Annotated in this window: 9 protein-coding genes; 5 read left to right on the top strand and 4 right to left on the bottom strand. The window is 51.5% G+C overall.

Annotation, left to right across the window (positions count from 1 at the left end):
- Nucleotides 1-784 (top strand): hypothetical protein (locus tag M0974_RS22640; protein ID WP_297842051.1); only part of this gene is annotated, 784 nt, incomplete at its 5' end.
- 715 nt (nt 785-1499) lie between these two features.
- Here M0974_RS22640 and M0974_RS22635 read toward each other — a convergent pair.
- The 3 genes from M0974_RS22635 to M0974_RS22625 all read right to left on the bottom strand — a co-directional run bounded on the left by M0974_RS22635 (nt 1500) and on the right by M0974_RS22625 (nt 7057).
- Nucleotides 1500-5351: an RNA-directed DNA polymerase gene (locus tag M0974_RS22635; RefSeq protein ID WP_297842049.1), complete on the bottom strand. Its 3852-nt coding sequence runs from the start codon at nt 5349-5351 to the stop codon at nt 1500-1502.
- A 350-nt stretch (nt 5352-5701) separates the two neighbouring features.
- Nucleotides 5702-6403, bottom strand: coding sequence for a hypothetical protein (locus M0974_RS22630; protein ID WP_297842046.1), 702 nt, complete (start codon nt 6401-6403; stop codon nt 5702-5704).
- Nucleotides 6404-6724: 321 nt separating this feature from the next.
- Nucleotides 6725-7057: a hypothetical protein gene (locus M0974_RS22625; protein WP_297842053.1), complete on the bottom strand. Its 333-nt coding sequence runs from the start codon at nt 7055-7057 to the stop codon at nt 6725-6727.
- 1209 nt (nt 7058-8266) lie between these two features.
- Between M0974_RS22625 and M0974_RS22620 the strand changes: the two genes are divergently transcribed.
- Genes M0974_RS22620 through M0974_RS22605 form a run of 4 tightly spaced genes read left to right on the top strand, consistent with a single transcriptional unit; the run spans nt 8267 to nt 11243 of the window.
- Entirely contained in the window at nt 8267-9673 is a 1407-nt protein-coding gene (locus M0974_RS22620; RefSeq protein WP_297842043.1) for a YfjI family protein, read from the top strand.
- Nucleotides 9660-10013 (top strand): hypothetical protein, encoded by a 354-nt coding sequence (locus M0974_RS22615; protein WP_297842040.1) that lies wholly within the window; start codon nt 9660-9662, stop codon nt 10011-10013. Before M0974_RS22620 ends, M0974_RS22615 begins: the two co-directional genes overlap by 14 nt.
- Nucleotides 9997-10977: an integrase domain-containing protein gene (locus M0974_RS22610; protein WP_297842037.1), complete on the top strand. Its 981-nt coding sequence runs from the start codon at nt 9997-9999 to the stop codon at nt 10975-10977. Before M0974_RS22615 ends, M0974_RS22610 begins: the two co-directional genes overlap by 17 nt.
- Nucleotides 10974-11243: a hypothetical protein gene (locus M0974_RS22605; protein ID WP_297842034.1), complete on the top strand. Its 270-nt coding sequence runs from the start codon at nt 10974-10976 to the stop codon at nt 11241-11243. Before M0974_RS22610 ends, M0974_RS22605 begins: the two co-directional genes overlap by 4 nt.
- A gap of 577 nt (nt 11244-11820) precedes the next feature.
- Here M0974_RS22605 and M0974_RS22600 read toward each other — a convergent pair.
- Nucleotides 11821-14682, bottom strand: coding sequence for an SIR2 family protein (locus tag M0974_RS22600; RefSeq protein ID WP_297842031.1), 2862 nt, complete (start codon nt 14680-14682; stop codon nt 11821-11823).
- Nucleotides 14683-14798: the final 116 nt, after the last annotated feature.

The following is a 14798-nucleotide window of genomic DNA, read 5'->3' as shown; positions in this document are numbered from 1 at the left end:
GGGCTATCTACCCGGCTACCCCAACGCAGCGGAAACACAAGAGATAATCAGAGAGATTTATGGGCATCCTGAACTCGCTGACGCTTTGAGAATTCATAGATCGAACTTGGAGCGCATACTTTCTGGAGAGATAACTGAAGAGCAGTTTGCAACAATGCTTGTTAGTGAAGATTTCGGGGCGTGTATGGCGCGCGTTGATAAATACCTGAATCTAACCGATGTGGCAAAGCGAAACGAATTATTCCACTTTGGGAGGAGAGATCCAAAAAATCTAAACTCAAATTTTGAGACAATAAATCAAACAACAAATGGCGTCGCTACATTTTTAGAGATCCAAAAGAAGCACAACCTCGGACCGCGCCGCCTGTCTAGGCTTTCACCAGAGGAAATTCTTGAAGATAAGTGTTTTTCCGATTACTTGGACTTTAAATTCTCCGAAGCCGGGATGAGCTTACAAAATATTCCAACCGGAATTAACCTCATGCAAAGCCACCACCAAAAAGAGGTAATAATCTCAAAAATTCTAAATTGTATGGAGGAGGCCGGTTACAATCAGGAAGAAAAAAACCATGCGGCAGCGCTAACTGGAAGAATGCATGACAACAGCCATGCCATCTATGCTTCCAGTTCTAGCTATTTTATAACGAATGATAGGAGATTTTCGAAGAAAGTCGCCGCCGCTTACATAAAACTTGAAATCCCAACAAAAATATTAAATATTGATGAGTTCGTAAATTTTGAATTTCAGTCAAGTCAACCAATAATCCCTCTGCAGAGTTATTGAATATTTGAAACTGGGCGGATGAAGAAATATAGCAGCCTGAAATTTCCTATTCGCAAATAATTTCGACTTATTGCATCTTGGCTACGAAAATTTCAAGCCTTTGTCCTGTCCAAGATGCACCGTGAGTCCTGACTAGCGAAACCTCGATCAAATCAGCCCAGGCCGCCTGACCCAGGCAGAAAAATCTGGTCGCTTTCAGTCAGCGCGTCACGTGACCGGCTGCTTTTGGCCCAGGCTGTATGAAACGCGTACGCCTTTTTGAAGTCTGCGTTTCTACGTAAAATCTGCCAGCGTTTGGTTAATCAGCAGACCGGAAAATTGCGTAGGACCGCGATTTTCATACCTGTCGTAACTGTATTCTGCTCCAAATCGTTTTCACACAGCCTGTGCCGATTGCAGCCTTTCGCGACAGGCAACCATCGACTCTAAGCGGTCGCTAGGCAAGGACTGCTCACAACTGCGGATTCAACTTTTCGCTAATCAACCGCACCGCAAGTTAAGGCTGACCGTGGACAAACCGTGACTAAAAAGCTGCTGATGATCAGAGGCAGTACATCGGAAGTGGCCTGAATCAGAGCAGCCGCTAATACAGATACTCCCCCCTTCAATTCCGTAGACAGAGGGGACTCGAGAAGGTGCGGAGACACTATTGAAACTTCGCTTTTGACTAGGCGCCGGTGGTTGCGTCACCACCCTACCGGCGCAAGGTGCATGCTTAGCGTCGTCCACCGAACCCAGCAGGCGCAGTTTTCTTCTCTTTCGCCTGCTCGGCATTTCGGCTGCTTTGAAACGCTAGAAGGTCCACATCAAAGATACTGATCACAGCCTGATTGTTTCCATGAACGTGGGCAATCTGCCGCTCATGGTGCGCTTTGAAGGGCGCCTGAGCATTTGAGCCACCATACTGGCCGGTGTTAGCTAGCATGATGGGCTGGTACATATGGAATTGCAGAGCTGTCGCCATGGTGTCGAACGTACCGATGTCCTTGTTTAGCGCAGCGATTACAAAACCATCAGTGATATCGCGCATGTCGGCCGCGAGCTTCAGATCGGTAGCGTCATAGCAGACGGCGCCGGTCAGTCTGGCCGTAACGCCCTGGTTGTCTTTGAATTCGACGATGACCTGGTAGGGCCTGTGTCCCGCCACGCCAGCCTTCTTTTCCCAAGGGATTCCGTACTCCTTGCCCTGATAGGCGCGAATGATCTGCCTACCAGCGGCACTCTCCTGTCGCAGAAGCCACACAGCCCGGTTTATGGGTTTTTTGAGGTATGGGTGCTCTACGAAGGTTTGACCAGCAAATATCACTGCACCTGTGCTATCCGACAGCCTATGCAAAAGCCACATGTCGTCGGGATGGATGGCGAGTTCAGGGAAGACAATTAGGTCTAGTTGGTTTTTGCGCTGCGTAGTGACTTTCCGGTTCGCGAAGCGTGCAGCCGAAAGCTGCTGTCCTAGCAAGCGGCACATAGCCGCAAGATGCGCTCTGTGCCTGGCGCGGTAAGGTTCTGTCCAGTGCAACGGATCACCTTCAGAAAAGTCGGCATCCTTAGGCATCAAAGACTGGACCAGTGCGACCTTGAAAGCGCTCAGGTTTGTAGTCTTCGCGCACTCAATCGGCAAAAGGTAAGCAGGAAGATTGGATTGCCTTCCGAAAATACGCCCTTGCTCTGCCAAGCGTGCCTTGACCAGGATAAGCAAGTCGGACGGGATCGCAACTTCGGCGAATCCTACCACCACGTTCCTATTGATCTCCAAGCCAGGCCACTGCAGCAGTCTCATGACCAGCTCGTTGAGCCATGGCGAAATGGGAGTAGGCTCTTCCCCCAGTCCGCGACTAAGGGGCATCAACCCCAGGCGACGTTTGTACCAACTGCTCTGAATACCTCGATAGCTATTAAATTGCTCCTCACGTAGCGGGAAAAAACGAGTAGTGAAGTCGCTTTCCCCGATGATGGCGGAGCGCAAGAGCCGGCCAAGACGATACGCCCAGGCCAGTTCGTCCGAACACCATGATGGTTTCTCGTTCCAAGGCTGCACAATCTTGTTGGGAGCTTTAAACGTCAAGATGATCTGAGTGCTAGGGTCTTGAATCCTGCTCCAGTCCGCGCACTCTACAAACAACCAGTCCAAACTGAGACCATCTTGATCGAGTAGGCCCGATGGCGCAGCTTTCAACAGCTCGACCGTCAATTTGAGTAACGCATTTTCCTGAACAAATGGATTTTCAGGATGAGTCACTATTGTCAGAAGTGAGCGCTTACCTCCACGCCAGTCTTTAAGGCGTACCGAGGTTTCTTGAGTTTGAGGTGGAGATAGATACCGATCTACATGCTTGACCCAACCGACTTTACCTCTGCCAATCCACGCAGCGTGAAGCTCGCCCAGGACCCTTGGTTCGATCATGGCAATATCATCGATTAGTTTGTTGGCGTCTTTGATAGATAGATTTTGCAGCCAACTACCAAGCCAGATCACAAACTTGTCGCGCTGGCCTGTGATTCGCATAACCAATAGCCCAGCCGTTAGCGCAGTGGAGAGCTCAGGAGTGAAAGGCGGTGAGAAGCGCAAGGCCGAATGTAACGCGTTATACGAAATCAATTCGGGTAACGGGGGCAACAATACCGGGTACTGCATGACCGCTAGAAAGAGGGCCGCCTGTTGATGCAGGTACCAAGGAAGGTCGGGAGCGGCGATTACCTCTAGAGCCGTCTGCAAAAGTTCTTTGCGGTACCCGGCTATATCCGCTAAAGCCGGGTAGCTTTCTGGGCGATGCAGTCCTGTCTCCACTGCGCCGGCCCTTAGCAGGTCAGATAATACGAACAGCGACACCTCACGCTCTGCTCGATTTACACCAGATTTCAGTTTCATCTGCAACGCCTGAAGGACCGGCCGGAGTAGCTCCGCAGATGGGAAGATGTCTAACCCACAGCGCAGTACGCTGGCCAAAGCTGGATTGCGAGACCAGCATGCAACCAACTTCCTCGCAATTGTCTCCATTTCGTGATCGAGCGCTTGGCGCTCGCTCACTTCGGTATTCGACAGAGTATCTTCGGCAGGTAGTTCAGGATCAGCCATGCTACGACGCATTCGTAATACTTGGCGCAAGCGGTTGGCCGCGAAGCGTTTAACTGTGTCATCGCGTACGTCCGCTCGCGGAAGCGAAATCCGAGCCAATGCCAGTGGGTTCTCATCGACGTCGCCAGCGTCGTCTAGCGCGTCCGCCAGCCAGAGCAAATGGTCTAAGCTGCCGGTAGCCTGCAGCAACGTAGCAGGGTCAGGGGCTGAACTGATTTGTCCATTCACGCCACGCATGAAGCGGGACGTACTGCCTTGTACCGCGAAATCCTCCCAGGCAACAGCCTCGGACTTTTCTTTCTTGATTTCCAGTCCATTGTGCGCATCCTTGAAGCACCAACCAATCTGACTGTTAGCCCAATCGCTCATGTCATTTGCGATGGTCTCAAGCGCCATACTGTTTGCTGCTTCGTTAGGAATCGCCACCACCAGGCGCATGTCGTCTACGTAGCGGCAGTAGTCAACCAAGCGCGCTGTTACCGTACTGCCGTTCACCTTGACGGGAATGCCAGTCCTCTGAGCCACCCCCCCAAGTATCATCTGATCAAAATCATGCATATACCCGTTAGCGAAGAACCCGCTTGCCACCAATCCCTGGGGCAGCCCCAACTTCAGGTCTGCACGCCCAGCTGAGTCGCCGACATGCCACTGCCAGCAAAGAATTTTTTCCACTGCTTGCCAGAACGGCTCTGCTTCTGAAGTTACATAAGGTATTGAGAATTTGGTTGCGTAATTCTGGTACAGAGTGCGCAAGCGTGTCACCACCGCAGGTTGACTCACACAATCGTAAAACTTGGCGAGGTCGAGCTTTACTACGAACAGCCGCTCGTCCTGCAATGTTGGAAGCGCTTCGCGGCACACCTCGGCCGGACGCTCAAGAAAGCGCTCATAATCAACAAAGAACTGAGAATAGGTGGTTGCGTTGCCCCAGCGAAAACGCCCTTGCTGACGGTCATCTGAGTCTTTAAGCCAGTCGCAGAAAAGTCGGTTACCGTAACTGCAAACCTGCTGCCTAGCTTGTGCCTTGCTGGAGTAGGTCGCAGGGTCTGTATTGCCCTGCAGCGTCTCCACAGCATCAGCCAAACATAGCATCACGGCTGACGCCATAACTTGCTCGCGAATACCGACATGCGCGAGAGGACGCAAATCAGGCTCGGTCTGGAGTGAGTCGTCGGACTTCGGAATAGGTTTGAATTTCCAGTCGCCACCATCTTTTTTAGAGGGAAAGTGCCATTTGCCGTTCTTTGGGGCGGGAACCAAGCGTAGTGGGCTGGCGGAGGTGTGATCGCCCCAAGAAATCTGCGACTGCCAAGCTCGCAAAGTTTGCGGAAGCAAGAGAGAGACTTGCTCCAATTCTAGAATGTCGGCGTACCAGTTATGTCGCCGAATATACGCATCGGCTTTCTTCCATGCTTGAGCTAAAACGGCCTCATCAGCAAGCAGGGAGAGCGACGGCCCCAGACGCTCGTAACGACTTGCAACGACACTCACGTGGCAGCCTCCATTACATAATTGGTGGTAAGTATTTCGTTAAGTTGGCTTATAGGCGTCAAGCAGGCTGTGTACAGCGAGAATAGGTGGCGGGATCCACTAACCGAACGGATCTTGCTTGCTAAAGCGATGAAAGTAGAGGAGATGGCTACACCTAGACGACCGTCATCACCGCTAAGCGACGATCCCATCACAGCTAGAGTATACGTTGCGCACTCAGGTTTGTTGGTTGGTGACGTCCTTCTCATCGCTATCTCCATTGGCATCAACGCACTTATCGCATGCATGGCTAACGTTTCACCATTCGACCTTTCGGCTAAAGATCGCTAGGGGACGATTTTGAAGGCGATTCAGGAGTCATGTTTTTTTAACCGATTGGTAATGTACACGATAGATGTTGCAGAGAACTCAAGAAAAAACTCTGCTTCTGCCTGTGAAAGAGCTGACTCGACTGTGCCGCCGTGCCTAACGAAATCTTTGTTACTCGCATAGCCATAGGCTTGGGTGATCAAACGTTCAATATCTGCGTCTAGATTTGCACGCTTGATGATCTTACCGAGCGTTCCGTTTGGTTCATTCAGCAGCACCATGAGGCTTGACTCAACGGAGCTGATTGACTCCTTTACGGAGTTTTCGAAGTCAGGTGTTGCTGAGTAAATGAAGTTCTTCGCCTTTAACCATTGCGCACGGATTGGCGTCAACTCATCAGCCAACGCTTCATTTGCCTTACTCCAATTCCTGGATGATGGGGCGTGACGTTGTATCCGTTTGAGGTCTAGCAAGATATCGGCATAGAGCTCCTGCACGTAGACGCGACGGCTTGCATAAGTACTCATTTCCTGAAGCTTGCAAAATGCCATGAAGACTTCGAGCGATTTGTGCGGGTTGGGATTCGCATATTTCGCATCTTCCAGATCTATTATCACCTCCGCATAGAGCTCACGGTATTCGGCAGGCTGAGCGGAGGTTCTGCCATCGGTGGTGTACGCGATCATTAGCGTCTGTATTTCTATGATCTTTGTACTAAGTTCAATCGCCCGCTTGCTATCCATAAATCACTCCTGGCTTCCTACTGAGCACATTACCCCAGTCAACTCATGGCCTGGAAGTGAGTTGGTGGACGAATTTTATCCTGTATTTGAGTGACACATCTGAGCGGCTGCTTTTGGCCGATTTCCGTCTGTTGCCACCGTCGGTTATGGAGCTTCGGAGCGGCGATCGGCTAAGTATTGAGTTTTGGATGGTTGGCGGTGTAAAAGCCCGTCCGCGATACGATTACGTACTCTGAGGTTTGAAGCCTCCGGCCGGTCGAGTGGCCCGCGACAACCGAAGACAGTTTAATGCAGTTCAAGCGAACCAATGAACGGGGGCAATTACATCGACTTGACCGATACCACTTCCACGAACCTGAATTTTTTTCTGGCCGTCTTAGTAGCTTCTTGCTCTGCAACTAGGGAGCTCAGCGTATCGGCCTCATATATCATCTCGTGCATCTTGCCTTGAAATTCATTTCCCACCAGCAGCGTGACTCTCAGTCTGGGTGTGAAACCTTTTGAGACTTTCTGTTTCTTCGCTGTCTTTACCGGTTGCACCATCAAGACATCCGGAACAGTGTCTTCCAAGTGTGAATGAGTTTCCGTGGAAGGGGACTCCGGTACGCCAAATAGCGCCTTACGCATTTCTTCTTCCGTCAACTCGGTATTCATACCATTTCTCATAAGGGTGTTATGTATAACCGGCCTAATTCTATCAGCATTGCTGGATTCTATAGTCGAAGGACGCTGTGTCAGGCCTGAAACGGGGGGGCGCGGTCGGCAGATCCCGACCAACAAGTTTCGATGCTTGAGGCTGTAATTGACGTTTGAAACTTTGCCTTTCCCGCTAAACCCTCCGATCCAGCGATCTTTGATCGCGCCGATCGGAGGGTTCACTTGCTTTTTCTCGAAGCTACCGCGTTCCACTTTCTCCTTTCAGATTTAATTAGCGCCGCGCCTTCCTTTGCCCCTTAGCAATTGCCCGCGATCTCTATCGAGCGCAGCGCCGTTTCAGTGTCAGAGCGGATCTTTTCGTGGGGGTATGAATGTAGGTGTGGCGACAGCGGCGACAGCGGCGACAACGAACGCAGAACGTGGCCTGGAGCATGGCGACAAAAGTGGCGACAGTCGCCACTTTTTTCACGCCTTGGTCGTGACGCTTGACCGCCTTTTCGAGTGGGTATAAAAATTGGCGCACGGATCGCTGTCGTTGACAGCACCTGCCCAGGTAGTCAGAACCTTTAAGGCTACGCCACTTGCGTGGTGGTTCTCCCGAAGTGCGATTAGCGTCCGGCGGCTCGCACGGTCACTCCCCGAGAGTGATGGATGCCTACTCGACTTATCTGCCCACTGCGGCAGACGATGGACCTTCCTCGCTGCGCTGCAGCAACCTCCTCCCTTGGCCCACCTCGCTGCGCCAGACTGCGCCCGTCTCTTTCTTCTGGAAAGAGACGGGCGCTCGTACCACTGCTGCAAGCCACGTCGTACAGGGCATTGCCGCAACTCTCCTCGTGACAATCGACCTGACAAATCCGATTCGTCGCTATCCGCAACGACACAGACACCGGTGCCGCAGCCCATGGAAGTGCTGCACCTGACTGACAGTCAGGCATGCCCCAGGTGTCCATATCTTTGCCTTCTCCCACCCAGGATCTCCAGGTGCCGAACTCGTCGGTCGGCACAGCCTCCGCCCGCCCGCATCTTCGGATGCGCCAAGGAGGCCAGATTCATGGGTTCATGCCCTCGCTCCTGGTCGTAAGGAGCCGCACGTTCCGCGTCAGTGAACACCTCACAGGCCGCAGGGGCCTTGATCCCTGATAACACTCAACACCCGTGGCGGGACTACGTGAGGACAACTAGCAATCACTGAGGAGAGGGCCCATGCAGCAGTTAGATCCGAAGCTTGAACTACCACGACCACCTCGACCGCTGATCGAGTCGACTCTCGTGGCCCAACCTTATCCGGTGCAGGCACTGGGTGGGATTCTTGGGCCTGCGGTGGAGCGCATGGCCGAGGTCATCGGCGTGCCTCAGGCGCTGGCCGCGCAATCGGTGTTGGCTGCCTCGGCGCTGGCCACACAAGGCCATGCGGGTTTACAGCTCGACGGGAGAAATTACCCTCTGTCGCTGTACCTGATTACCGTGGCTGCGTCAGGGGATCGTAAAACGGCAGCAGATCGATGTGCCTTGCTGCCCGCACGGCAATGGGAGCGTGAACAGTGGCAACGCTATCGTGAACAACTTGCTCGATACCGTGCCGTACAAAAACAGGCTCAGCGTAGTAATCCTAACGATCCTGACTCCGCAAACCGCGTTCTCGTAGAAGAGGAGCCGTCGGCCCCTAGGTTGATCACCACGGACCCGACTATCGAGGCGCTGATCAAGGGGCTCTGTCATGACTTACCGTGCATGGGCCTGTTCTGTGACGAAGGGGGGCAGTTCCTCGGCAGCAGCACCATGAACCGGGACAACCGTTTGAAAGCAGTCACAACCTTGTCGTCACTCTGGGACGGGAGCCCGATTGATCGAGCGCGCTCCATGGCCGGTGAAAGCCTACGGGCTTATGACCGGCGTTTGAGTCTGCACTTGATGCTGCAACCGTACTTGGCGATGCAGTTGCTCAGTGACCCATTGCTGCAGGGGCAAGGCATCCTCGGTCGCTGTCTGATGATTTGGCCCACCAGCCTGGCCGGACAACGGAGCTATCAATCTGTCGACTTGTCCCAAGACGCTGCGCTGAAGCGCTATCACCACCGACTTTCGGCCCTGTTTCATCAGCCGTGGTCGCTGTCCCCTGACGGCGCTCTGTTGCTTTCAACGCTGACCATCAGTGCGTTGGCTCGCCGTCGCTGGATTGATCTGCATGACGCCATCGAGGCCCAGTTGGGTGAGTTTGGGGAACTGGCCAATGTGCGGCCCAGTGGATCAAAGGCAGCCGACAACCTGTTGCGCGTCGCCGGTATTTTGGCCGTGGTGGAGGAGAGCAGTGTCGTGGAGGTCGATCATATTCAACGGGCCTCGACCTTGGTCGGCTACTACCTCACCGAGATTCAGCGCCTGACCGAACAGGAGCCGGTGTGCCGGGTAAAGGAAGAGGCTGATCGGTTGCTGCGCTGGCTACAGGTCAAGGAGTGGAAGCGTTTCAGTGTTCGAGAGCTGAATCGCAACGGCCCCCGCTTTGCCCGTAAGAGCAGCCGTCATGCCACCAAGCTGTTAGTCGAGTTGATTGATCATCAGTGGCTGATCACTGACGGCCAGACCTTCGAGGTGCGCCATGTTCAATCTTGATGAAGCACTACGCAATCATCTGGCTCAGCGCCAAAAAGAGCCCAAAGCGCGATTTGTTGCCGCGACTGTCGCCACTTTGTCGCCATGCTCAAAACCAGACCGGACAAGGGTTGTCGCCGCTGTCGCCGATGTCGCCACCCTCAATAAAACCAGCGCCACGAAGACAGCCATCATTCGATGGTTGAAAGAGGAGGGCGCGGTTCTCTACGTCACCGACAACACGCTGTGTTTTCGCCCAACTGATTGGGCCCAGTTCGCCATTGTGAGTGCGCACTGGCGAGCCCTTTTGCACGAGCTCGCTACAGTCGATCAGGAGCAGAAAAATGGCTCGGGTCGGTAAGCGAGCTGGGCGCAATTTCGGCTTCGGTCGCCAGCTTAGCTATGCTGGACCGCAAGCGCTGAAAGATCTGTTTGGCGATGGCCATTTCGGTACCATCAAAGCCCATAGCGATCGCTGGCAGGCATTCGTACGTTGGTGTCGATCAGAGGAAGGGCCGAAGATTAATGATGCCCGACAGATCGATCGCGACATCCTCATGCGCTACGCCACCCACATACGAGAGCAGGTTGATCAGGGCAACGTCGGCATCGCCACCGCGCAGAACCGTTTGTCCAGCGTCAACCGCACGTTGGCCGCGCTGCGCGGTGATCAGTACGTCAAAATTCCCAGTCCGAGCCAGGCGCTGGGCTTGCAGCGCTCAGGCGTGCGTATTGAGTCACCGCAAGGCCAAGACCGTGTGCAGGTCGAGCAGATCGCACAGGCGCTGTCAGAGCAAGGCCAGCAAAGAGTAAGCGCAATTGTGCACCTGGCCCGAGAGACCGGCATGCGCCTGCGTGAAGCGATCCTGGCGGATCTGCTCCGACTGCAACGTGAGGCTCGGCAGCTGGGCAAGATCAACATCCAGGACGGTACCAAAGGCGGTCGGTCAGGCGCATCGGCACCACGTTGGATCGCGGTCACGGATCAAGTTCTCGATGCCCTCGACAGGGCGAGTGAGTCCTCACCCAAGGGCAGTCGGAACCTGTTAGCACCTGATGAAAGCTACAAAGACTTCATACAGGCAGTGGTGCGACCTGCGCGGGATATTCTGCATGAGCAGGGATTGAAAGGCTTTCATGAACTGCGGGCGGCGTACGCCTGTGAGCGATATGAGCAACTGACGGGCTTCTCGGCACCCGTCAATGGCGGTCGTGGCCATCGAGACGATCGAGCACGTGATCAGAGCGCTCGTCAGCAGATCAGTCACGAGTTGGGACATAACCGCATCGATGTGGTGCGTGCCTACATCGGGGGGCGGCGATGAAGTCCGAGTTCGACATGGCGTTGTTTCTGAGTCCAGTGCTCAAAGGCGCGCATGCCACACGGCAGCGGCATATCAGGCAGGCAGAAAGGATGCAAGAGGCGATTCGAGAGCGCTGGGGTTGCGCGACTCCCCGGTCCTGGAAGGAAAAGCACGTGAAATGGTTTTTGAAACACTCTCAGCGCTGCTCTGCCCGCGCGACCGTGTACTACTTTGAGTTAACAGCAGGGTTGATCCGCCGCAGAAAAGCGCAAGTCGTGGTTGGCTGATAGATCATTTAATCGCGCGTTGCATGGAAACACTGCAAGCCCGGTGAAACCATCCGAAGTCTAGCGTAGGTACAGTGAGCTGAAAGTAATGTGGTTACTGGTGTTAAGCGAAATTTGGTGAAATAGATAGAAACTGGTCTCTGTACCCCTAGTGTACTGCTCTCCGCATAGCAGACATCAAGGTCATAGCCACATCACGCTGTTGACTGAGTACCATCGATCAGGGGCGCGTTAGGAAAATAAGCGGTCGCTTTTCCCTCGCGGCCAACAGCTTCTTCAATCGGCTGTTTTCCAGATCGAGACCTTGCAGCCGATTAGTGTCCGGCACGGTGATGCCGTCGAATTTGGCGCGCCAAGTGTCAAAGCCCCCCGGAAATCTCGATTCTGAGAAATGGGAGAGCCTGAGCAGAAAGTGGCTGAAAGCACTCGTGTCGTGGTGCCTCGTTCTTAGGTTGGTATGGGAATCTGAAATCTGGCAATAGACTGCAATCGAGACAGTTAGTCCACAAGGCACTTCGTAAAAGGAAGTGCTTATTGCAGTAATCTTAGCGAATAAAAGCAGACTCAGTGCTTATATTTAACTTAGTAGTGTTCTTGCACGCCCGTGATAATAAGACAGCGCAGGATCTCGCTCAGAGCCAGCGAGCGAACTAGAATGCTCAAGTTTTCGAATACTTTGTATTGCAGCGAGTTCCGTGGCTGGGTTGTCTCGGAGTCGCCAGAATAGTGAGCTGTACTTGAACAACTGAAGCAAATTCAATATATCATTATTCTGGCCAAAAACAGTCCATAGAAGGCGATGGCACTTATCATGCAAATTTGTCAGGTTGTCATTATGTAGATGATGGTAGATCCCGATTAGCTCTGAAATCATTTTCGGCTCTAGACGTTTATTCACCTTAAGCAAAGTGTCGGCCAACTCAATCAAAGCTCTAGCTCGGCTGTAAACCGCCTGGTTAATGTTGCAGTGCTCAACAATCCGCTCCAGCTCTTCAATCTTATGGGTGTCGTTGGCTAAAGGTTGAACTCTATCTAACGCTATATTCGTATATGGGGCGCTCGCTTTTGCTTTCTTAGCCTTATTCTCAAGCTTAAGTAGCTCCTGAGCTAACCCCGGCGCTTGCTTGTTTATAAGGAGCACATGTGCAGCCTGCACAGAGTCGCCTTTACGATTAAGTTTTTGAACCTTTTCAGCATGAGCTATCGCTTGGCCATGATCTTTTCTCTTCGAGTAAATCAAAGCAATCGATAGATTTATTGATGCGCAAGTTTTCGAATCTGTCAGGTGCTCCAAACACTCAAGTAAGATGTCTAATGCCTCATCTGAAGCACCCTCCGCATCGGACATTCTCAATGCCCTTCCATATAGAAAACTAAGGTGCCAATACTCGCTACTCTGCGTGTTTGGATGAAACCAAGGCCTCAATGATCCAAATAGATCTTGAACTGCTTTATAGTAGGACTTCTTTGTTATCATCGCACAAAACTGCGACGCCAAGCCCATTACAACAGACCGCTTCCTGTCGTCACCGGCAGTTTGAGCAAACAGCTCTACAATAAACGATTTTGCATTATTGATTTCTGAAGATTGCTCGCCGATATCATTGGCTTTAAAGGCAGCGTGAAATTTTAGATCATTGGTTGCCCAGTTTTCACCAAAGTAAAGCTTGTGGGCCAAGCTTTTGATTTTAGCTAATTCCCTGCCTTTTACCTCCTGCTGAATCCATTGCCGAACTGCGCGAGTAACAACTAGGCGTTTCTTCGACGCCCGACTTCCAGTTTGACCAAATCTATCCTGCTCCTCTATGTAAATAAATCCTTCCTTTTGCAAGATAACAACATGATCAATTGTGAATTTCTTGGTCCTGTTCACGCGCTTGATGTTATCGAGATACTCTCCATACGGGAAGGTCGACAGATGTTTTAATAGTGAGTATGCATATTCTTTTTGAATGTCCCTTGAATTGGCTAAGGAGGTTATAGAGACACCAAATCTGCCGGCCAAATTAATGTGGGAAGTTCCTCGTTCGACAATTATTTCATCTAAAGATGCCACTGCGAGCTTTTCAAGCGCCAGTGCAATAATATCTGGAACTCCATTGGAGTATTCAAAAAGTTGATGAAGGTCCTCTCGGCCTAACCCTCCTTGATATAAAGGATGGCCTTCAATATATGTTCTCGTGTCAGCTGCACCCAAAGCCAAAAGCTCAACAGCCTCGGTTTTTATTGGTGGTGACTGGCGACTCACCAGCAATACTCTTAGGTCTTGACAAAATGATGTTAATATTCCAGACAGTCTTTGAAGATCTAAATACAGGCCTTCCTTATTCTGTGTCGCGTCAAAGGGGATATCTTTGAGTATAAGGTATGACGCGCCAGCTATGGACAATGCGTTGCAAAATGATTCGAATGATTCCCCAAATATATCTTCTACTTGTCTGCCAAAAGCTTCTATGTTTGTGTAATTGCTAACGTTTATCTCGTATATATTGCTGATTTTTTCCGATTCTTGTGAAACTAGCGACCAAATAAATTCGTCTTCCCGCATACCCCAATCAGCAGCTATCCACAGCCGGCGATGACTTTCAATAATTTGGCTTGCTTGGTAAAACTGGGCATGTCTTACACCATTAGCTTGTGGTGCCGGCGCGAGTGCAATCCGTATGGCGTCGAGATTTACACGTTTTACCCCTTGCTCCATTAAGCGCATGGGTGGCTTGCCCAGCACATCAGAGTCTATAGACGCTGATGTTGCTGTGACTTCACCAAATAATTCTTCTAGAAAACTTGGAAGGTATGCTCGGTCTTCACCATATTCTAACGCCTGAACGAGTCCATACCATTCCTTCTTCCGTTCAGCAATTTCACCACTGGATACGAGAGCAAAGTTAGGTACTCGTCCTGACTTAAACTCGGTATTAAGCCAATTTAAAATATTCTGAAAGTTCGGATCATCGAATGTCCCGCCGCAGCCTACAAAAAGCAGGGTTTGAAGGACCATAAGATTTTGCTGAAAGAAGTCTCTTGGCTTACTACCTAAAATCTTCTCGTAGTCGGCATCACTCAACACGCAGGATTCGGCTTTTTCCCAGTATCCGTGCAGATGTAAAATTGCTTTTTTTTCACCTTTTATCCACGCCACTACGTTATCAGTATCTGAAATGGAGATCGATGGTAGGCCCGTGGCCTGTTCTAAAAGAGAATCGTAATTGAGCGTGCAGAACCGCACACCTGAGTTAGATATATTTTTTATTATGTTTTTAAGCTTTTCATCTTTGATTAGTACGTCATTGAAAGCATTGTGGAACCAGCGCGTGTAGTTGACATGCCCAGGCCCTGACAATTTTTTTGATAAAAATCCAGCAACTGAGAGGGTTTCGTCTACGCTGCAAACTCCATCTAACATTGCAAGCCACTTCTTTTGGGCGGCGTTATCCATTAGCCCATTTTCCGTCGCGTAGCTATAACCGTGCCTGATGAGACCAAGCCATGACAATTGCGGATACGAGTTTTTCGTCAAGGCAAGGCTTAAGCCAGTACCGATGACGATGATAG

It is taken from the genome of Pseudomonas sp. (assembly GCF_026224925.1).
Lineage (GTDB): Bacteria > Pseudomonadota > Gammaproteobacteria > Pseudomonadales > Pseudomonadaceae > Aquipseudomonas.
Note: the sequence above shows the minus strand (reverse complement) of the source record. Positions and strands in the feature narration are given on the sequence as shown.